At 63.1% G+C, this 20,438-nt stretch carries 21 protein-coding genes; 14 read left to right on the forward strand and 7 right to left on the reverse strand.

Annotated features, from left to right (window positions below):
- The first annotated feature begins 7 nt into the window (after positions 1-7).
- From LG30_RS0116655 to ttcA, 7 genes are all read left to right on the forward strand, one after another.
- Positions 8-496 carry a FixH family protein gene (locus LG30_RS0116655; RefSeq protein WP_033131824.1) on the forward strand — a complete coding sequence of 163 codons (489 nt, stop codon included), beginning with the start codon at positions 8-10 and terminating at the stop codon, positions 494-496.
- Between the two features lie 99 nt (positions 497-595).
- On the forward strand, positions 596-3,001 hold the full coding sequence (locus tag LG30_RS0116660; RefSeq protein ID WP_033131825.1) for a heavy metal translocating P-type ATPase: 2,406 nt from the start codon (positions 596-598) through the stop codon (positions 2,999-3,001).
- 130 nt (positions 3,002-3,131) lie between these two features.
- Positions 3,132-3,320 carry a cbb3-type cytochrome oxidase assembly protein CcoS gene (ccoS, locus tag LG30_RS0116665; protein ID WP_033131826.1) on the forward strand — a complete coding sequence of 63 codons (189 nt, stop codon included), beginning with the start codon at positions 3,132-3,134 and terminating at the stop codon, positions 3,318-3,320.
- Complete coding sequence (locus LG30_RS0116670; RefSeq protein ID WP_033131827.1) at positions 3,304-3,990, forward strand: sulfite exporter TauE/SafE family protein; 687 nt, start codon at positions 3,304-3,306, stop codon at positions 3,988-3,990. Before ccoS ends, LG30_RS0116670 begins: the two co-directional genes overlap by 17 nt.
- Positions 3,991-4,058: 68 nt before the next feature.
- Complete coding sequence (locus LG30_RS0116675) at positions 4,059-4,814, forward strand: FNR family transcription factor (protein WP_033131828.1); 756 nt, start codon at positions 4,059-4,061, stop codon at positions 4,812-4,814.
- Between the two features lie 141 nt (positions 4,815-4,955).
- Positions 4,956-5,903 carry a universal stress protein UspE gene (gene uspE, locus LG30_RS0116680; protein WP_033131829.1) on the forward strand — a complete coding sequence of 316 codons (948 nt, stop codon included), beginning with the start codon at positions 4,956-4,958 and terminating at the stop codon, positions 5,901-5,903.
- Positions 5,904-5,970: 67 nt separating this feature from the next.
- On the forward strand, positions 5,971-6,879 hold the full coding sequence (gene ttcA / locus LG30_RS0116685; protein ID WP_033131830.1) for a tRNA 2-thiocytidine(32) synthetase TtcA: 909 nt from the start codon (positions 5,971-5,973) through the stop codon (positions 6,877-6,879).
- Between the two features lie 76 nt (positions 6,880-6,955).
- On the opposite strand, the gene LG30_RS0116690 is transcribed toward ttcA, so the two are convergent.
- A complete protein-coding gene (locus tag LG30_RS0116690) occupies positions 6,956-7,621 on the reverse strand; it encodes a DUF2987 domain-containing protein (RefSeq protein ID WP_033131831.1) in 666 nt (221 codons plus the stop codon).
- Between the two features lie 27 nt (positions 7,622-7,648).
- On the reverse strand, positions 7,649-8,401 hold the full coding sequence (locus LG30_RS0116695; RefSeq protein WP_052101154.1) for a DUF2189 domain-containing protein: 753 nt from the start codon (positions 8,399-8,401) through the stop codon (positions 7,649-7,651).
- A gap of 302 nt (positions 8,402-8,703) precedes the next feature.
- On the opposite strand from LG30_RS0116695, the gene LG30_RS0116700 reads away from it, so the two are divergent.
- The 7 genes from LG30_RS0116700 (at position 8,704) to LG30_RS0116730 (ending at position 15,449) form a co-directional block, all read left to right on the forward strand.
- Positions 8,704-9,321, forward strand: coding sequence for a glutathione S-transferase family protein (locus tag LG30_RS0116700; RefSeq protein WP_033131833.1), 618 nt, complete (start codon positions 8,704-8,706; stop codon positions 9,319-9,321).
- A gap of 209 nt (positions 9,322-9,530) precedes the next feature.
- Entirely contained in the window at positions 9,531-9,950 is a 420-nt protein-coding gene (gene rbsD / locus LG30_RS0116705) for a D-ribose pyranase (protein ID WP_033131834.1), read from the forward strand.
- 21 nt (positions 9,951-9,971) lie between these two features.
- Entirely contained in the window at positions 9,972-11,537 is a 1,566-nt protein-coding gene (gene rbsA / locus LG30_RS0116710) for a ribose ABC transporter ATP-binding protein RbsA (protein WP_052101157.1), read from the forward strand.
- Positions 11,534-12,499 carry a ribose ABC transporter permease gene (gene rbsC / locus LG30_RS0116715; RefSeq protein WP_025327024.1) on the forward strand — a complete coding sequence of 322 codons (966 nt, stop codon included), beginning with the start codon at positions 11,534-11,536 and terminating at the stop codon, positions 12,497-12,499. The genes rbsA and rbsC overlap by 4 nt, the downstream gene beginning before the upstream one ends.
- Positions 12,500-12,521: 22 nt before the next feature.
- On the forward strand, positions 12,522-13,397 hold the full coding sequence (gene rbsB, locus LG30_RS0116720; RefSeq protein ID WP_033131835.1) for a ribose ABC transporter substrate-binding protein RbsB: 876 nt from the start codon (positions 12,522-12,524) through the stop codon (positions 13,395-13,397).
- A gap of 103 nt (positions 13,398-13,500) precedes the next feature.
- Positions 13,501-14,433 carry a ribokinase gene (gene rbsK / locus LG30_RS0116725; RefSeq protein WP_033131836.1) on the forward strand — a complete coding sequence of 311 codons (933 nt, stop codon included), beginning with the start codon at positions 13,501-13,503 and terminating at the stop codon, positions 14,431-14,433.
- The gene (locus LG30_RS0116730; RefSeq protein WP_033131837.1) at positions 14,433-15,449 is read left to right on the forward strand and encodes a substrate-binding domain-containing protein; all 1,017 of its coding nucleotides are present in this window, start codon (positions 14,433-14,435) and stop codon (positions 15,447-15,449) included. Before rbsK ends, LG30_RS0116730 begins: the two co-directional genes overlap by 1 nt.
- Before the next feature lie 80 nt (positions 15,450-15,529).
- Here LG30_RS0116730 and LG30_RS0116735 read toward each other — a convergent pair whose 3' ends face one another.
- The 5 genes from LG30_RS0116735 to LG30_RS0116755 form a co-directional block, all read right to left on the reverse strand.
- Entirely contained in the window at positions 15,530-17,170 is a 1,641-nt protein-coding gene (locus LG30_RS0116735) for a GGDEF domain-containing protein (RefSeq protein ID WP_033131838.1), read from the reverse strand.
- Positions 17,167-17,643: a putative pterin-binding protein gene (locus LG30_RS0116740; RefSeq protein ID WP_033131848.1), complete on the reverse strand. Its 477-nt coding sequence runs from the start codon at positions 17,641-17,643 to the stop codon at positions 17,167-17,169. The genes LG30_RS0116735 and LG30_RS0116740 overlap by 4 nt, the downstream gene beginning before the upstream one ends.
- Positions 17,644-17,729: 86 nt before the next feature.
- On the reverse strand, positions 17,730-18,503 hold the full coding sequence (cobB, locus tag LG30_RS0116745; RefSeq protein ID WP_033131839.1) for a Sir2 family NAD+-dependent deacetylase: 774 nt from the start codon (positions 18,501-18,503) through the stop codon (positions 17,730-17,732).
- A 72-nt stretch (positions 18,504-18,575) separates the two neighbouring features.
- Complete coding sequence (locus LG30_RS0116750; protein ID WP_033131840.1) at positions 18,576-19,190, reverse strand: GNAT family N-acetyltransferase; 615 nt, start codon at positions 19,188-19,190, stop codon at positions 18,576-18,578.
- The gene (locus tag LG30_RS0116755; protein ID WP_033131841.1) at positions 19,187-20,437 is read right to left on the reverse strand and encodes a response regulator; all 1,251 of its coding nucleotides are present in this window, start codon (positions 20,435-20,437) and stop codon (positions 19,187-19,189) included. The genes LG30_RS0116750 and LG30_RS0116755 overlap by 4 nt, the downstream gene beginning before the upstream one ends.
- Between the last annotated feature and the right edge of the window lies 1 nt (position 20,438).

Genomic DNA, 20,438 nt, shown 5'->3' on the forward strand with positions numbered 1-20,438 from the left:
TAGCACTATGACCCAACCCTGGTATCGCCAATTCTGGCCCTGGTTCATCATCGCCCTCCCCTGCGCCGCCGTGGTCGCGAGCATCGCCACCGCCATCATCGCCAGCAAGGACGGTGTCAATCTGGTGGCCGAGGACTATTACAAACAGGGCAAGGAGATCAATCAGGATCTCAGCAAGTTCGATCGCGCCGAGGCTTTGGGCATCCGCATCGCCCTCGAGGTCAGCGACCGCGAACTCACCCTCAAGCCGCTGGCCGGCGAGATCCCCCCCGGTCAGGCGCTGCGCCTCTCCCTGTTCCACCCGACCCTGGCAGGCCATGACAGCGAGCACCTGATGACGGCCGACGGCAATGGCGTCTATCGCCTCATGCTGGACAAGCCCCTCACCGGCAAGTGGCACATTAGGGTCGATGCCTTCGACCACGACTGGCGCCTGCAAGAGACAGTCCAGTTGCCGACCAAGGCCCCCATAGAGCTGGATCCCAAGGGGCGATAAGCCCCCCATGGACGGCAGTGTTCACCGCGGTTAATCCATCCCACGCACGACAACCCCTTGCTCCGCTTCGGATCGCCATCTCAAGGAGGCATCAATACCATGACCGGCTGTTTTCACTGTGGTGAGTCGGTGCCCGATGGCAGTCACGACTATGCCCTCGAGATCAAGGGCATAGTGCAACCCATGTGCTGCCCCGGCTGCCGGGCCGTGGCCCAGACCATTCTCGAATGCGGCCTCGCCAGTTATTACGAACATCGCACCGCCCCCGGCATCAAGGGGGAGCTGGTACCCAGCGAGCTGGCCGCCCTCACCCACTACGATTTGGCCGAGGTGCAGCAGGATTTCGTGGTGGAAACCGGTTCTGGCAGTCAAACACTTCGCGAAATACAGCTCAGCGTGGAAGGTCTCACCTGCGCCGCCTGCGCCTGGCTCATCGAGCGCCACCTGACCAAACTGCCCGGCCTGCACTATGTCAACGTCAACACCACCACCCACAGGGCTCGCATCAAGTGGGATCCGGCCACCCTCTCGTTGAGCGACATCCTCAAGGGCTTCGCCAAAATTGGCTATCGCGCCTATCCGTTCCAGACCCACAGCCAGGAGGCACTCTACGCCCGCGAGGTGCGCAGCTACATGTTCCGCATGGCGTTGGCGGGTCTGGGCTCCATGCAGGTGATGATGTGCGCCGTGGCGCTCTACATGGATCTCTTCATCAGCGTCGAAGAAGAGTTCATGATCTACTTCAAGTGGATCAGCCTCTTGCTCTCGACCCCCATCATGATCTACTCCGCCCAGCCGTTCTACGTGGGGGCCTGGCGAAGCCTGAAACAGGGCCACCTCTCCATGGACGTGTCGGTGTCGCTGGCGCTGATCGGTGCCTTCGCCGCCTCCATCTGGGCCACGGTGTTCAACACAGGTGAGGTCTATTACGACTCCATCACCATGTTTGTCTTCTTCCTGCTGCTGGGCCGGTTGCTTGAGCTGCGGGCCAGGCGCAAGGCGTCGGAGTCGAGCTCCAACCTGGCGCGGCTGGTGCCCATCATGGCGACCCGCATCGACGAAGACGGCGAGCACGAGGTGGCCGCCAAGACCCTGCGCGTCGGCGACAGGGTGCGGGTACTGGCCGGTGCCACCCTGCCCGCCGACGGCATCATAGTGGCGGGGACCGCCAGCCTCGACGAATCCATGCTGACCGGCGAGCAGCTGCCTTTGCTCAAGCAGGGGGGAGATCCCGTCTATGCCGGCACCATCAATACCGATGCGCCGCTGGAGATCCGGGTCAGCCACGCCATCGAGGAGTCGCGCCTCGCCCAGATCATGCGGCTGCAAGACAGCGCCCTCGATGACAAGCCCGCCATCGCGCAGCTGGCCGATGTGCTCTCCCGCCACTTCATTCTGGTACTGCTCCTCATTGCGGCCGCGGTTTGGACCTTCTGGCACTTCCACGAGCCACAGCGGGCCTTCTGGGTCACCCTGGCGGTGCTGGTGGCGACCTGCCCCTGCGCCCTGTCGCTCGCCACCCCGACCGCGCTCACCTCGGCCACCGCCAATCTCACTCGCAACGGCATCTTGCTGCGCCGTGGCCATGTACTGGACGTGTTGACCCGCGCCAACCGGGTGGTGATGGACAAGACCGGCACCCTGACCACGGGCAATATCAGCCTGGTGAGCACCCAACTGCTGGCCGAACTGAGTGAGGCCGACTGTCTCGCCATCGCCTGCGCCCTGGAGAGCCATTCCGAGCACCCCATCGCCCGCGCCTTCAAGCACCTGGATTCCACCGATGCCCTGCTGACGGCCAGCGAGGTCACCCCCGTGATTGGATACGGCATTCAGGGTCTGGTAGCAGGCACCCAATACCGGATCGGCAGTGCCCGCTGGTTGGGGTTGGCAGGCGATAAGGGGCAGGATAACCAGGAGAGCGGCCTCGCCATCTACCTGGCCGACGACCGCCGGCTGCTGGCCCGTTTCAGCCTGGCCGACACAGTGAGAGCGGATGCCAAGGCGCTCATTGCGGCCTTCCAGGCCGCTGGCCTCAAGACCACCATACTCACCGGCGACGGCTCTACCGAGGCCGATGCGGTGGCCCGCGAGCTCGGGGTGGATGAGCTGGTGAAGGGCATGACCCCCGATGGCAAGCTCGCCTACCTCAAGGCGCGGGAGGCCGCGGGGGACATCAGCATCATGGTGGGGGATGGCATCAACGACGCCCCCGTGCTGGCGGGTGCCCACGCCTCCTTTGCCATGGCGGGGGGCACGGATCTGGCCAAGAACAGTGCCGATGCCATCTTGCTGGCGGACGATCTCTCCCGCCTGCTGACGGCCCGTACCCTGGCGCTGCGCACCCGCAAGATCATCAAGGAGAACTTCGCCTGGTCCATCGGTTATAACCTGCTGGTGCTGCCGCTGGCGGCCAGCGGCTGGTTGCCCCCCTATCTGGCGGCGGCGGGCATGTCCCTGAGCTCCCTCATCGTGGTCACCAACTCCATGCGCCTGAACCGCTGACTCCCATCGCTACATTCATGGCCTGCCTGCGTCGCAGGCCACATTTCTGGCCGATGGCGGCTGGCCCCGGGCCCGAACAGGGTTACCATGGGGCTTCGCCGCCAAAGGCACCACTGCCAAGGTAGAGACCATGAACATCATCTTCGTCCTCATCCCCATCGCCATCCTGTTCGTCATCATCGCCGGGGTCGTCTTCTTCTGGGCCATTCGCTCCGAACAATTCGAGGATCTCGACCGCCAGGGCTCCAACATACTGTTCGACGAGGAAGAGCGCATGACCAAGCCGCAGGACAAGCAGCGTGATGACCAGCAGTCTTGATCTGATGGGAGCCCTGCTGGTAGGGCTGGCAGGCTCTGGCCACTGCATCGCCATGTGCGGCGGGGTCTCCGCCGCCCTCTCCATGGCCATTCCTCCCGAGAAACAGCACTTTTGGGGCAGGTTGAGTTACCTGCTCAACTACAACCTTGGCCGGCTCCTGAGTTATGTGATCGCGGGCGCCCTGGTGGGAGGCTTGCTGGCCACCGCCGGCGAGCTGGGGGCCGGCAAACACGCCATCGCCGGCCTGAGGCTGGTGGCGGCCCTGCTGATGATCGCCCTTGGCCTCTATCTGGCGGGCTGGTGGCAGGGCGTTCTGCTACTGGAGCGTGTTGGTGCGAAATTTTGGCCCTATATCAAGCCGCTGGCAGGTAGATTCATCCCCTTCCACTCGGCCCTGCAGGCCTTCCCCTTCGGCATGGTGTGGGGCTGGCTGCCCTGTGGTCTGGTCTACTCCATGCTGACCTGGAGCGCGGCGGCGGGTTCGGCCAGCGGCGGGGCACTCCTCATGCTGAGCTTTGGCCTGGGGACCCTGCCGACCCTGTTTGCATTGGGCGGTCTGGCGGACAGGTTGCGTTACTGGCTGACCCTGCGCAGCCTGCGCGTCGGAGGGGCTCTGCTGCTCATCCTGTATGGACTGCATACCCTCTGGATCAGCATTGCATCCTTTTGAAACCCTATCCAAAACGGATGAGTTAATGGTAAACTTGTTTGATATAAATCAATTATTCATATGAGCCTATGATCCCGGACAAGAAACCTGGCAGACGTATTCAGAGCGGTGGCTGTGCAATTCATTGCCAGGATTGCAGCATCAGCCAGCTCTGCATTCCCTTCACGCTGAACGACAGCGAGCTCGATCAGCTGGACAGCATCATCGAGCGCAAGAAGCCGATCCAGAAGGGTGAGGAACTGTTCAAGGCCGGCGATGAGCTGAAGTCGCTCTATGCCATTCGCTCCGGGACCATCAAGTCATACACCATCACCGAACAGGGTGACGAGCAGATCACCGCCTTCCATCTCGCGGGCGATCTGGTCGGCTTCGACGCCATCCACAAACAGGCACACCCCTCCTTCGCCCAGGCGCTGGAAACTGCCATGGTGTGTGAAATTCCGTTCGATGTGCTCGACGATCTCTCCGGCAAGATGCCCAAGCTCCGTCAACAGATCATGCGGTTGATGAGCAGCGAGATCATGGGGGATCAGGAGATGATACTGCTGCTCTCCAAGAAGAATGCCGAAGAGCGTCTCGCGGCCTTCCTGCACAATCTGTCGGTGCGCTTCTCCGAGCGCGGCTTCTCCGCCAAGGAGTTCCGTCTCTCCATGACCCGCGGTGACATCGGCAACTACCTCGGCCTCACCGTCGAGACCATCAGTCGTCTGCTCGGTCGCTTCCAGAAGTCCGGCCTCATCAGCGTCAAGGGCAAGTACATCACAGTGCTGGATCACGTGGCCCTCGGCGTCATGGCCGGTGCAACCCGCCCCTCCTGCGGCTGATCTGCTGCCCCGCACAATTTATCCCCAGCCGGATCGGTTTGACCCGAAATTTGATCCGGCACACCTTCTCGTGCCCCCCCTTGGACTAAGCTGTAAAAGCTAAAGAACTGCCATCATTGGCTTTTTGCCAAGGAGGAGAACATGGTCAAGTACCGAAACATTCTGGTGGTGATCAACCCGGAAGAGGAGCGCCAGATCGCGCTCGAACGCGCGGTCAAGGTCGCCGAGCTGGACGAGGGCGCCCAGCTGACCCTGTTGCTGACCATCTACGACTTCTCGTACGAGATGACCGCCATGCTGTCGGTGGATGAGCGCGAAGAGATGCGTCACGGCGTCATCTCCCAGCGCCGGGAATGGCTCGACGAGATCTTGCGGCCCTATCGCGCCAGGGGGCTGGAGTGCGAGATCAAGGTGCTCTGGCACAATCGTCCCTTCGAGTGCGTGATCCAGGAGGTGCTGACCCAGCGCCATGATCTGGTGGTCAAGGCGACCCACAAACACTCCTTCCTGCAGACCTTCATTTTCACCCCGACCGACTGGCACCTGCTGCGCAAGTGCCCCTGCCCCGTCCTGCTGGTCAAGGAGGGTCACTGGCAGCGCGGTGGCAACATCATCGCCGCCATCAACTGCTCGAGCGACGATCTGGAGCAGAAGGTGCTCAACGAGCGCATCACCCGCGAGGGTATCGCCATCGCCGACTTGCTCGGCTCCAACCTCTATCTGGTCAACACCTACCCGGGTACCCCGGTCAATGTGGCCATCGAGTTGCCCGAGTTCGACCCCAACGCCTACAACGACGCCATTCGCAAACACCACGAGGATCTGCTGCGCGAGCATGCCGATCAGTTCGGTATCGGCCATATGTGGACCCGGGTCGCCGAAGGGTTGCCGGAAGAGGTGCTGCCCGACATGGCGGACGATCTCAAGGCCACCCTGATGATCATGGGCTGCGTCGGCCGCACCGGCCTCTCCGCCGCCCTGCTCGGCAATACCGCGGAGCATGTGGTGGATCGGCTCAACTGCGACATCCTGATCCTCAAACCGGACGATTACAGCTGCCCGGTGGATGACAGGCGCCATCCGGCATAAGCGTTTCTTGCCCTCCCCCGGGACATGGCTATAATAAGCCGCTTATTTTTGTCCCGGGTTTGAGGCCATGCACGAAGAGCTTAACGCCAAAGAGAAATACAGTTTCAACAAGCTGCAGAAACGCCTGCGGCGCAACGTGGGTCAGGCCATCGCCGACTTCAACATGATTGAAGAGGGTGACAAGATCATGGTATGCCTGTCTGGCGGCAAAGACAGCTTCGCCATGCTCGACATCCTGATGAGCCTCAAGGCGAGCGCCCCCATCCATTTCGATCTGGTGGCCGTCAACCTGGATCAGAAACAACCCGGCTTCCCCGAGCACGTGCTGCCAGAGTACCTGGCCACCCTCGGCATCGACTTCAAGATCGTCGAGGAGGACACCTACTCCATCGTCAAGGACAAGGTACCGGAAGGCAAGACCACCTGTGCCCTCTGCTCCCGCCTGCGTCGCGGTATTCTCTACCGCAGCGCCCTGGAGCTGGGTTGCACCAAGATTGCCCTGGGTCACCACCGCGACGACATTCTTGAGACCCTGTTCCTCAACATGTTCTACGGCGGCAAGCTCAAGTCCATGCCCCCCAAGCTGGTGAGTGACGATGGCAAGAACGTGGTGATCCGCCCGCTGGCCTACTGCAAGGAGAAGGACCTGGTGCGTTACGCCGAGGTCAAGGCCTTCCCCATCATCCCCTGCAACCTGTGCGGCTCCCAGGAGAACCTGCAGCGCCAGGCCATCAAGCAGATGATGCAGGATTGGGATCGCCGCTTCCCCGGCCGCATCGAGACCATGTTCACCGCCATTCAGGACGTGATCCCGAGCCACCTGCTCGATCACAAGCTGTTTGACTTCAAGAGCATCAATCGCGACTCCGGCATCATAGATGGCGGTGACAAGGCCTTCGATCCGCCCGAGCTGCCGACCGCGCCCCTGCTCAACATCGACGAGATGGACGTGCTGGATGTGATCGAGGTGCGGTAAACCCGCGTTAGCCCCATCATGCAACCATGAAAAAGGAGCGCCCGGCGCTCCTTTTTCATTCATCGGTCTGACGCCCTCACTCCTTGTGCAGCCAGGGCGTGAGGCGCAGGATCTCCCCCTGCACTTGCAATGAACCCGCAGCAAACTCGGTGAGCTGCTCGTTGCCGAGCAGCAATTGACCCCCTTGCCAGGGCAAGGCCTGCTGGCGGGCGCCGTCGATGAGATAGGCGGTGCCGCTCGGCTGCGCCAGGCTTATCCGCACCCCTTCCATGCTGGGCAGGAAGTATTTGCCGATCATGCCCGCCAGCTTGTCCAACAGCCTCTGCATGTCCTGCTGGCCTGCTTGCAATGCGCTCACCTCAAGCGCCCCCTTGGGCACATCCGCCATCACCTGCACCGACAGATCGCAGCGCTCATGAGGCTCGCCCAATTCGACCAGCACGCTGGCCTTGTCGAGGTTGAGATCGTCGTCATAGGGCAGGCGCAGCTCGCTGTCCATGGTGACCTCGGCGGCCACCTCCCGATCCGCCGTCGTCACCCGCGCCGAGGTCAGGGTACAGCGCTGACCGTTTTGTGGATCGGTCAGATAAAACCCCAGCCGGGCCTGACCAAACTCGCCCTTGGCAAAGGTCTTCATCTGGCTGTAGAAGGTGCCGTATTGCAGCTCAAGGGAGGGCTGCGCCAGCACCAGGGCCGGCAGCATCAGCAAGCTTGCCGCCGCGCCGTATCGAAACCGCTTCATGTGCCATCCTTTTGCGTCACGCATGGTTCATGCATTGAAATGATCAGGGCCGGCCTCGGGGTTGTTATCACCCACCTCGGTCACCTCGACGGCGATCCCGCACAAGTCCCGATAGAGGATCCCCTTGCAGTTGAAATAGAGGGGGGCCAGCCAGATAAGTCCCAACCCCATGGGGATCAAGGCCAGGAAGAACAGCGCCATCATGACGCCATGCAGCAGCACTATGCTGGGCCAGCCGCGGGCAAACAGCTTGAGGGAGACCAGAATGGCCTGGGCGGGCGACAGGCCGCGCTCCAGCACCAGCGGCACGGTGAACACCAGCCCCATGCCCACCAGCGCGGAGGGAATGAAGGCCAGCACCACCGGCAGCCCCACCAGCTCGAACAGCGGGCCAAACAGACTGGTGATGAGGCTGCCCAGCAGACTCAGGCTGCCCAGGCGCAGGAAGTGGCGGAAGAAGTCGAACACCTGGTTTGGACGGGCCCGAACCCCCACCGATTGCTGCAATCCCAGCATGTCGAGGGAGGAGGTCATGGGGGACATGATAACGGTGATGAGCAGGCTGATCACCAGCGCCATGTCCATGTCACCCTCCTGGCTGACATAGGGCGCCAACAGCTGGTTGCTCAGCAGGATCCAGATCGCCATGACCCCACCGATGGCCAGCGCCAGGCCGAAACCGGTGCGGCGGGTCTGTTGCCAGCCCTCTTTCAACACCTCTTGCAGGTCCAGACGGTATCCCTGGTTGAGGGACTGTTCGAGGGTTCCACCGATCCGCATTTTATTACTCAATTGACTATCCAACATCGAAAGCGACTGATCCAAGGTGGCACATTATAGCGATTTGACCGGGCATGCGTAGCCGTTTTTCCTGTTATCTTCTGTTCAGAAAGCCATTGATTTCACTGAGGGGTGTTCAGTTTTTCCATACAACTATGAGGCCCTGACGCGACCACGGCAGCGACTCGAACAAGCCTCCCTTGGCCCGGGCGGCACATGGGGGTAGGATGCCGAAGGCTCGCCCGGTTACCCGCCGGGCGAAACCTGACTCGCTGCATAACCCGTACACAAGGAGATCTGCCATGTCTGACCTGACGCTCTATCTCGCCCCCGGCACCTGCGCCATGGCGGTCCGCATCGCCCTGGTGGAGGCCGACGCCCCGCACCAGCTGAAGTTGCTCGACTTCGCCGCCGGTGAGCAGCGCTCCCCCGCCTATCTCGCCATCAACCCCAAGGGGCGAGTGCCGGCGCTGGTCACCGAGCGCGGCGTGCTGACCGAAACCCCGGCCCTGCTGCTCTATGTGGCTCAGCGCTTCCCGGCAGCACGGCTCGCCCCGCTTGAGGATCCCTTCCTGCTGGCCCGCATGCAGGAGGTCAACAGCTTCCTCGCCTCCACTGTGCACGTCTCTCATGCCCACGGCCGGCGCGCCAGTCGCTGGGCCGACGACGAACAGGCCATCGCCGCCATGCAGGCCAAGATGCCGCAAAACATGCGTGACGGCTTTGCCGAGATAGAGCACCACTACCTTGCCGGCCCCTGGGTGCTGGGTGAGCAGTTCAGCCTGGCCGACATCTATCTGTTCGTGGTCGCCAGCTGGCTTGCGAACGACGGCGTCGCTATCGACGAATTCCCCAAGGTGGCGGCGCACAGTCGCCGGATGCTGGCCCGCCCCGCCGTGCAGCAGGCCCTCTCCCTCTGAATTTTTCGCATGATCGGGTGCCAGTGCTCTTCTGGCACCCGCTTTGCCCCACTGTCCCACCCGCATTGAGATCGTTTTCACACTTTCATCATCTGTCGCTAGACCCGTTAACGGTTAGCGCCTATCTTTCGCCTCAAGACGCAACCGGTTGCGTAACCGGTTGCCTGACAGGATAACAGAGATGCGGGGTCCACCCGCCGAGGTGCTGTATGAAACGAGGCAAGCTGCTCAATGCCCCCCTGAGTGCCCTGGTGGCACAGATGGGTCACACCGACGAGATCACCGTTTGCGATGCCGGTCTGCCGATCCCGGCGGGCCCGGAGCGCATCGATCTGGCGCTGATGGCGGGCACCCCCAGCCTTGAGGCAGTGCTGACCGCACTCTTTACCGATCTGGTGGTGGAGAAGGTGATCATGGCGAGCGAGCTCAAGCTGATCAGTCCGCTCGCTCACCAGGCACTGCTCGATCAGATTGCGTCGCACGCGCTCGATCAGGGCAAGCCCATCGCCGTCGAATATTGCCTGCACGAAACGTTCAAGAGCCGTACCCGGCAGAGCAAGGCCATAGTGCGCACCGGCGAGGTGACGCCCTACGCCAACCTCATCCTCTGCGCCGGCGTGGCGTTTTAAGGCCATCCTAAGGAAACTGCCATGAGCACCCTCTCCTCGCCTTCCCCCGACCTCACCGGGAACGCCAAGGCCCTCCCCTCGCCCATTCTGGAGCTCACCGGGATCGTCAAGACCTTCCCCGGGGTGCGCGCCCTCGATGAGGCCGGCCTGCGAGTCTACCCGGGCCAGGTAATGGCCCTGCTCGGTGAAAACGGCGCCGGCAAATCCACCTTGATGAAGGTGCTGACCGGCATCTATCAGGCCGACAGCGGCGCTGTCAGCTATCGCGGCCAGCCGGTCCACTTCAAGGGGCCGCGAGACTCTCAGGATCAGGGCATCAGCATCATCCATCAGGAGCTGAACCTGCTGCCGGAGCTCTCCATTGCCGCCAACATCTTCCTCGGCCGCGAACCGCGCACCCGCTTTGGCAACATCGATCACCCGCAGTTGCGCGCGCGGGCCGGCACCCTGCTGGCTCGACTCGGGGTCAAGCATGGCCCGGACACCCGGCTCGGGGATCTCTCCATCGGTGAACAGCAGATGGTGGAGATCGCCAAGGCGCTGTCGTTCGATGCCAGCGTCATCATCATGGATGAGCCCACCGATGCGCTGACCGACACCGAGACCGAGCAGCTGTTTGTTGTCATCCGCGAACTGCGTGAGCAGGGCTGCGGCATCGTCTACATCTCCCATCGCCTGAAGGAGATCTTCCAGATCTGCGACCGCGTCACCGTGCTGCGGGACGGCAAGTGGATTGGCGAGCAGGCGGTGAGCGAGCTGGACGAGGACAGGATCATCGAGATGATGGTCGGCCGCCGGCTGGAGGAGCAGTACCCGCGCCTCGCCCGCGAGCTCGGCCCCGTCAGCCTGCAGGTGAAAGATCTGAGCGGCCCCGGCGTGCGCGGGGTGAGCTTCTCCCTGCGCCAGGGAGAGATCCTGGGCTTCAGCGGCCTGATGGGCTCGGGGCGCACCGAGCTGATGAAGCTCATCTACGGCGCCAACCTTATCAGCGCCGGTGAGATTGCCGTGGATGGTCACGCCCTGCGGCCCCGCAGCCCCGCCGATGGCCTCAAGGCCGGCATCGCCTACATCTCCGAGGATCGCAAGGGGGATGGCCTGGTGCTGGAGCTGTCGGTGCGGGAGAACATGAGCCTCTGTGCCCTTAACGAATTCAACAAGGGTGGCCGGATCGACGGCAAGGCGGAGCGCCAGGCGGTGGCCGACTACGTGCGGCTGTTCAACATCAAGACCCCGAGCGGCGAACAGCTGATCAAGCTGCTCTCCGGCGGCAACCAGCAGAAGGTCGCCATCGCCAAGGGACTGTTGACTCGTCCCAAGGTGCTGATCCTCGACGAGCCTACCCGCGGCGTCGACGTGGGGGCAAAAAAAGAGATCTACCAGCTCATCAACCAGTTCAAGAAGGAGGGGATGAGCATCATCCTGGTCTCCTCCGAGATGCCGGAGGTGCTCGGCATGAGCGACCGCATCCTGGTGATGCACGAGGGACGCATCAGCGCAGAATTCATGTCCCGTGACGCCAATCAGGAGAAACTGATGGCCGCGGCAGTCGGTAAACAGTGGCAAGCAGAGCAAGAGGCACAGCAATGACAACCCAAACCCTTCCCCGCCGTGGCGTCATGAGCAAGGCCTGGTGGATCGAGAACAAATCCCTGGTAGCCCTCTTGGTGCTGATCGGCGTGGTCTCCTTCCTGAGCCCGAACTTCTTCACCGCCGACAACCTGCTCAACATACTGCGCCAGACCTCGGTCAACGCCATCATGGCGGTCGGCATGACGCTGGTCATCCTCACCGCCGGCATCGATCTCTCGGTCGGCTCCGTGCTGGCCCTGTGCGGCGCCTTGGCCGCCACCATGGTGGCCATGGAGCTGCCGATCTGGCTGGTGGTGCCGCTCACCCTGGGCGCCGGCGCCCTGCTCGGCGGCGTCAGCGGGCTCATCATCGCCAAGGGCAAGGTGCAGGCCTTCATCGCCACCCTGGTGACCATGACAGCCCTGCGCGGCGTGACCATGGTCTACACCGAGGGGCGCCCCATCTCCACCGGCTTCAGCGACGGTGCCGATCACTTCGCCTGGCTGGGGACCGGTTACCTGTTTGGCCTGCCGGTGCCCATCTGGCTGATGGCCATCGTCTTCCTGCTGGCCTGGTACCTGCTCAATCACACCCGCCTCGGCCGTTACATCTACGCCCTCGGCGGCAACGAGTCGGCCACCCGCCTCTCCGGCATCAACGTGGCCCGGGTCAAGCTCGCGGTCTACGGCCTGTGCGGCATGCTGTCGGCCCTGGCCGGCCTCATCGTCACCTCCCGCCTGTCGTCGGCCCAGCCGACCGCCGGCATGGGCTACGAGCTGGATGCCATCGCCGCCGTGGTGCTGGGGGGTACCAGCCTGATGGGGGGCAAGGGCCGCATCATGGGGACCCTGATCGGGGCACTCATCATCGGCTTCCTCAACAACGCCCTCAACCTGCTCGACGTCTCGTCCTATTACCAGATGATTGCCAAGGCCAGCGTGATCCTGCTCGCCGTGATGATCGATAACAAAAGCAAGTAATGCACACACAAGGAATGAAACGATGAAAAAGCTCAATACCCTGCTCGCCGCCGCCATCATGTCCGTGCTGGGCACTGCCCAGGCTGCCGATCACACCCTGGCCATGGTGGTGTCCACCCTCAACAACCCCTTCTTCGTCACCATGAAAGAAGGGGCCGAAGCCAAGGCCAAGGAGCTTGGCTACGAGCTGGTGGTGCTGGACTCCCAGAACGATCCGGCCAAGGAGCTCTCCAACGTGGAAGATCTCACCGTGCGCAAGGTCGACGCCATCCTGATCAACCCGACCGACTCCGAGGCCGTGGGCAACGCCATCCGCCTGGCCAACAAGGCGAACATTCCGGTGCTGACCCTGGACCGCGGCGCGGCCCAAGGTGAGGTCAAGGCTCACATCGCCTCCGACAACGTGGCCGGTGGCAAGCTGGCCGGTGACTTCATCACCGAGAAACTGGGTACCGGCACCAAGGTGATCCAGCTCGAAGGGATCGCCGGTACCTCAGCCGCCCGTGACCGCGGTGAGGGCTTCGCCCTGGCGGTGGCCGCCAACAAGCTGCAGGTGCTGGCTTCCCAACCCGCCGACTTCGATCGCACCAAGGGTCTGAACGTCATGGAGAACCTGCTGGCCGCCCACCCCACCGTGCAGGCCGTGTTCGCCCAGAACGACGAGATGGCGCTCGGTGCCATCCGCGCCGTACAGGCGGCCGGCAAAGAGGTGATGATCGTCGGCTTCGACGGCACGGACGATGGCAAGGCGGCGGTGGCCAAGGGTAAACTGGCCGCCACCGTGGCCCAGCAACCGGCCCTGATCGGTGCCATCGGCGTGGAAACCGCCGACAAGGTGCTCAAGGGTCAGCCGGTGGAGCAATCCATCCCGGTGCCGCTGCAAATCGTCAGCAAATAAGTCTGATAAAGGGGGAGGCGAGCCTCCCCCTTTGCTGGTTCTTACAGAGCCGCTCGGCTTGGGCCCACTCAAGCCAAGATGTTCTCAAGCAAGGGTGATCGATATGAATCGTCTCGTAGTTCTCGGCAGCGTCAATGCGGATCATGTGCTGCGCGTCCCCCACTTTCCCCGTCCCGGTGAAACCCTGACCGGCCACGGCTACCAGGTCGTCCCCGGTGGCAAGGGGGCCAATCAGGCGGTGGCCGCCGCCCGCCTCGGTGCGGCCGTCTCCTTTATCGCCCGCATCGGCGATGATGCCATCGGCCATCAGATGAAGGCTGGCTTCGCCGGCGACGGCATCGACGTCAGCGCGGTGGAGCAGGATGAGCGGCTGCCCACCGGCATCGCCATCATCTATGTGAGCGACGAGGGGGAGAACAGCATCGGCATCTCCGCCGAAGCCAATGGCGCCCTCTCCCCCGCCATGGTCAAGCGCCATGAGACCCTGATTGCCAACGCCCATACCCTGCTGCTGCAGCTGGAGGTGCCGCTCGAGAGCGTGTTCGAAGCCGCCAGGCTGGCTCGCACCCAGGGCACCCGGGTGGTGCTCAATCCGGCGCCCGCCCAACCGCTGTCAGCCGATCTGCTGGCGCTGGTGGATCTCATCACCCCCAACCAGACCGAGGCCGAGTTGCTGACCGGGGTCAAGGTGACCGACGAGGCCAGCGCCGCAGAGGCAGCCGCCCGCTTCCACCAGATGGGCATCGCGGAGGTGATGATCACCCTTGGCTCCCAGGGGGTCTATTGCAGCAACGGTTCCCGACAGATGCTTGCACCTGGATTTAAGGTAGAAGCTGTGGATACCACTGCCGCAGGGGACACTTTCAATGGCGCCCTGCTGGCGGCTGAGCTTGCGGGAGCCGATTTTAACGCTGCGGTGCGCTTCGCTCACGGGGCGGCGGCGCTGTCGGTCACCCGACTCGGTGCCCAGAGCTCCATCCCGGCCAAGGCCGAAGTCGACACATTCCTGCTCGCGCAAGCCGCGCAGGGACACTGATGGCCAACATCAAGGAGGTCGCGGCGCGGGCGGGAGTCTCCACCACCACGGTGTCCCACGTCATCAACGAGACCCGCGTCGTGGCGCAGGAGACCCGGGAGCGGGTGTTCGCGGCCATGCAGGCGCTCAACTACGCCCCCAGTCTGGTGGCCCGCAGCCTCAAGGTGAAGGAGACCAACAGCATCGGCATGCTGGTCACCACCTCCAGCAACCCCTTCTTCGCCGAGGTGGTGCGCGGGGTGGAGCGTTACTGTTTCGAGCAAGGCTACAACCTGATGCTGGGCAACACCGAGGGCCAGGCCGAGACCGCCCTCTCCTACCTCAAGATGATGCTCAGGAAACGGGTGGATGGCCTGCTCATCATGTGCAGCGAGGGGCAACAGGAGGTGTTCAACCAGCTCGACTGGCTCAAGAGCCTGCCGGTGGTGGTGATGGACTGGGGCATGGAGAGCCGCGAGGTGGATCTCATCGCCGACAACTCCCATCAGGGGGGCTATCTTGCCACCCGCCATCTGATCGAGCTCGGTCACCGCGATATCGGCTGCATCACGGGCCCCCAGAGCCGGGCCCCTGCCGATCAGCGCCTGGCGGGCTTCGAGCAGGCGATGCGGGAGGCTGGCCTGGCCATCAACCCGTCCTGGATCCTGGAGGGGGATTTCGACTGTGCCAGTGGTCACGACGCCATGCTCCACCTGCTGGCTCTGCCGACACGACCGAGTGCGCTCTTCGTGTGCAACGACATGATGGCCATGGGGGTCATCAGCGCAGCGCACCGCGCAGGCCTCGCCATCCCGCGGGATCTCTCCCTCGTCGGCTACGACAACGTGGCCCTGGCCCAATACATGTCGCCCCCGTTGACCACGGTCAATCAGCCGAAAGAGGAGCTGGGTCGCCTCGCCGTCACCCGCCTGCTGGCCAGGATCAACGGCGAGACCATCGATAATCACATGATCACCGTCGACCCTGACCTGGTGATCAGGGACTCCTGCGCTCCCTTCCTTCCCCTGCTCGACTGAACCGACGCGAGCAAGAGCAAGAGATAATGAGAAGGGCAGCCCATTGGCTGCCCTTCTCTTTTTCCATTCACAGCGCGAACTCAGGCCACGCCAACCTCGCCTTGCGCCGGCGCGGTCCTGACCAGGCGCCGCAATGCCAGCCTGGTCGCCAGGGGTTGCAGCAAGGCCTCGAACTCGGAAGGGGCTGGCAGCCAGTAGCGAATTGGCCAACCGGCCTGCAGCAGCTCAGGCGCCTGGCTGCCAAGCTCACGCAGCGCCAGCAGGCAGCCGCTCTGGCGTACCTGCGCCAGCAAGACGGCATCCGGCACCAGGGTCGGCAACGCCAGGATCAACCTCCCCTCGGGCAGTGCAGGCAAATAGGCCAGCACATGGGCCAATTGCGCCTGTTGCTGCAGCCTGAAAAGTTGCGGTAACGAACCGGTTGCGTCAGCCAGCAGCCGAGCCACCACTGGGCCCAGGATGCCATGCGCCTGCAGCCAGCTCATTTCGCACTCCTGGCCTGCTCGCCAGCGCAGGCTGATGGCCACGACCCGCTCACCCTGCTCGTCTTCCAGCTCATCCCGCACGGCCTCCAGTGGGGATGTTGCCACCCCCTCCAGCCAGCCCCGCAGCTGATGCAGCTGGCGTTGATGCACGTTCAGGGCGGCTCGCATCCCGGGCTGGAACCAGACCAAGGCAGCATTGTCCCGCTTGGCCTGATTGAGCGCCAATATGGCCTGCTCCAGCAACAGATTGCCATCCGTCCCCCGCTCGGCCCGTGCCACCCCGAAGCGGCAGGCAAGATCGAAGCTGCTCTCCCGGGTCACAAACTCGAACTGCAACAGGCTTTGCAAGGCGGTCATCTGCTCATCTGTCTGCGCCTGATCGCCGGCCAGGAACACCGCAAATTCATCGCCACCCAGGCGATAGGCTCGCCCGGGATGGGCCTGCCGCAGCTTGGCGGCAACCGTCTGCAGCAGGCGATCGCCGACCTGGTAGCCGAGCAGATCATTGACCTGCTTGAAACGCTTCAGATCCAGCACCACCAGGCTTGAGGTCGGGCTCTTCAACAAGGCTTGTCTCAACTGCGCCTGCAGGGCACGGCGATTACCCAGCCGCGTCATGGGGTCGATCAGGGAGAGGCGACGGTTTTGCAGGTTCGCCCTAATCAGGGCAAGCACCAGGATTCCCCCCGTCAGCAGCAGGATAAGCTGCCAGATCTGGAGCCAGAACAGGCTCTGGCGCATCTGGTTGACCGAGGCCTCCCGCTCCTGGCCGGAGAGGATATGCTCCCCGATCTGCTCCACCTGGCGGGTCAGCTCGGCAAGATTGGTCTGGATCCGGTCCAGCGCCTCCCCCTCCTGCAGTGCGCCGGCCTGCATCTGGGGCTCCAGCAGTTTTATCTGGTAAAACATCTTGGCCAGCACCTCCCCCAGTCCGTGCCGGGCACGCGCATCGGCGGTTTCGCTGCTGACCAAAAAGATGTCCAGCCGGTTCCACAACAGATCGTAATCCAGGCTCAGGGTGGCCATGTCCAGCTCGCCCACCCGATAGAGTCGCAGATCGTAGAGGAAGCGCTGGGACTCCAGCATGGCCTGGCTGATATTCCAGTGGGTGTTGCGATAGAAGATATCGACCAGCTGTTCGTGCCGGCTCTGCAGGTAGAGACCCCAGACGGAGGAGAACAGGAAGGAGAGCGAGATGAGGGCGAGCAGCAGATTGTGGCGTTGACGACGGGTCACTTGATGACCTCGATGCGGATCACCTGCCACACCATGCCGCTGTGAATGGTGGGCACATCCAGCTCGGGATATGCCGAGAAGGGCATCAACAGCCAGAGCGGCCCCTTGTTGCGGCGCGTCAGCGGCTTGTCATCCTGATAACGCACCAGCGCCAGCGGCACCTGCTCGAACAGGGAGAGATCCAGCTGCTGTTGATAGCCGTTGAGGGCAGAGGCCTCGATAAGACTCGCGTGCTCGACCCCCTGCGCCGCCAGCACGGATGCCAGGGTCGGGCCACGGTAACTGTGGGTGCCCGTGGTCCAGGGAGTCTGGGTCTTGAACTCGGTCTGGGACAAGGCGGCCAGCGCCGCCTCATCCAGATTGACGACCCGCTTGTCAGCCAGCACCAGCTGCAGCAGGGGGGAATAGGCCTGGGCGCCGAAGGTGATCAGCGCCAGCAATAAACAAGAAAACCAGTGCTTGGAGATACGCATCTTGGGTCGCGCCAGCTGCATTCGGGATTTTATGGGCCAGTGTGGCGACTTCATTAACCCATTGCAACTGTGTTGTTACGCAATAGTTATTGGCCGCGCATCTCCATCCAGTTGTGCCCCGGGATGGCCTTGGGCTGATGCACGCCCAGCTGCAGCAGCAGCTCATCCACGAAGGCCGGTACCAGCACGGACGCCGGACCGTAGCGCTTCTCGTCAAACTGGCTGCCCACCTCGCTCGGTTCCAGATTGAGCTCTATGGTGTGGGCACCGTTGAGACCGGCCTCGTGCACGAAGCCAGCCGCTGGATAGACGGCCCCGGAGGTGCCGATGGAGATGAAGAGATCGCATTGCGCCAAGGCGCTATAGATCCTGTCCAGCCCGAGCGGCATCTCGCCAAACCAGACCACATGAGGTCGCAGCGGCTGGGGTAGCTGACAGCAAGAGCAGAGCTCATCCTGATGCAGATCGCCGCGCCACTCGATCACCTGGCCCGACACAGGACAGCGTGCCTTGAGCAGCTCCCCGTGCATGTGGATCAGGCTCTTGCTGCCCGCCTCGGCGTGCAGGTTGTCGATGTTCTGGGTCACCAGGGTCACCCGCCCCGGCAACAAACGCTCCAGCCTGGCCAGAGCGTAGTGGGCCGGATTGGGGTGGATCTCGGCTCTTTGCAGTTGTTCACGGCGCGCGTTGTAGAAGCGCTGCACCAGCACGGGGTCCCGGGCATAGCCCTCCGGCGTCGCCACATCCTCAACCCTGTGCTCTTCCCACAGGCCGTCGCTGGCCCGAAATGTCTTGATGCCGGACTCTGCCGAGATGCCGGCACCGGTGAGGATCACGATATGTTTGGCTGACTGCACCATGGTGGATTTCCTCCGACGAATGACAGCCTGACCTTAGCACAGGGGGCGAAGCAGGCACATTCGCCCTTGGTCTTATGAGCGATCCTGATCCAGGCCGTCGAGCACGCTCAAGTCCAGCCTGACGAATATCATCTCCCGCCCCGTCACCAGGGTCAGCGGCAACCCCAACCCCTTGAGCAGGGCCAGCATGGGGCGATTCTGGCTCAGCACCTCCGCCGTCCACTCCCGGATCCCCTCCGCCCGCGCCAGCAGGGCCAGCGCCAGCAAGATGCGCCGCCCGGCCCCGCGATGCTGAAAGTGGTCTGCGACTATGCAGGAGAACTCGGCCCGATCCGGGTGCAACCGGCGTTGGATGGACTGGGCCATGGCCAGAGGCACGCCGTCCGCATCGGTCAGTAGCAGGCCAATCTGGGGAGCACGAGGATAATCGATAAAAAAGGCGACCTGCTCGGCACTGGGGGGCAATTTGGGGCGCATGAAGCGCAGATAAATACTCTGCTCGCTCTGGGCGGCGTAGGCAGTCTCAAGCAGGGCGCTGTCGTAGCCCGCCAGCTCCCGCAACCAGCAATCTCGCCCACCCACCACCATCATGATGGGCAGCGCGCTCCGGCCGGCGGGATGCAGCCAGCCCGCCAGCCCCGCGCGCAGACGCGCCTCGTCGGCCGGCCAGCACAGATAGCGCGTCACCAGCGCCCCGAGATGCCGCGATCCTGCCAGAGGGCGACATCCTGCACGTTGAAGGGATCGTCAAGATAGAGGGCGATGCCTAACTCTCTGGCACGGCCGATGAAGCGGCCAAGCAGGGAGTCCACCGCCATCGCCTCCAGCTCCTGCAACAGTTGCTGTCCCAGCAACAGGTACTGGAACGGCAACCGCTCCAGCTCATCGAATGGCAGATGCTGGGCGTTGTCGAGCAGCAGCGCCAGGCGTCCCCCCGCCATGCTCGCCTGCAACGCCAAGGCGAAGCGATCCGCCTGACTCAGCACCTGATCCCGCTTGTGAACCACCAGGGTCAACTCGACCGCCTGCCGGCCGTGCTGCTCCAGCCACGCCTTGAGCTTATCCCAGTAGGGAGGCAGCCCGCTCACAGCCAGCCAGATGGGCAAATTCGATGAGGCGGCATCCGCCAGCAAGCCGAATTGGCCGAGGGGATCCCCCTGCCAGCTGCGGATGGTCCGCTTCAAGCCGCCGAGCCTCAGCGGGTATTGCGGCCCCAGATACAGCGCCTTGAGCAGACGCAGCAGATCGTTGTTCTTGAGCGGCTTGGCCAGTGCCGCCAGCACATTGAAACCGGCATCGTGCAGCAGGCGACGGGCACCGTCGATCAGAGTCTGATCGTGGGCGGAGAGCAAAATGATGGGCAGACCATTGCGGCAGGACTGGGGGTGGCCCATCAGCAAGCTGATGGCATCCTGTTCCGCCAGGCTGAGATCGCAAATCAGCAGCCCCACCTCGCCCCCTTCCAGGGCCTGGAGGCAGGCGTCACCATTCTGTACCCAGTGGCAGGGCAAACCCAGCCCTTGAACCTCCTGCGCAATGCAGGCGCCCTGGAAGGGGTGATCCTCCAGTAACAGCACCCGCAATCCCGCCAGCCAAGTGCGCCAGCGCTGCTCTCGCTCCTGCAGTCCCGCAAGCCAGGGGTCCGTCATCTGGAAGATCCCCCGTCCCGGGGTCATCAACTGCTCGGCATAGGCCTTTCCCACATGGGCCGCCGGATCGAACAGGGCGATGTCACTGGCGGTGAATCCCCCTTCCCAGCGCCAGTCGGCGTCGGGTTGAGTGCGATGCAAGCTGGCATAGGCAGGTACTCCCACCGCTTTTACCGCCTGATAGGAGACCGCATCCAGGGCATAGATGCTGACAGGGTGGAACAGGGACTCCAGGCTCACGTCCTCCTCCAGCAGCGCTAACAACTCTTCCTCTGTGATGATCATC

This window comes from Aeromonas aquatica (assembly GCF_000764655.1).
Taxonomy (GTDB): Bacteria; Pseudomonadota; Gammaproteobacteria; order Enterobacterales; family Aeromonadaceae; genus Aeromonas; species Aeromonas aquatica.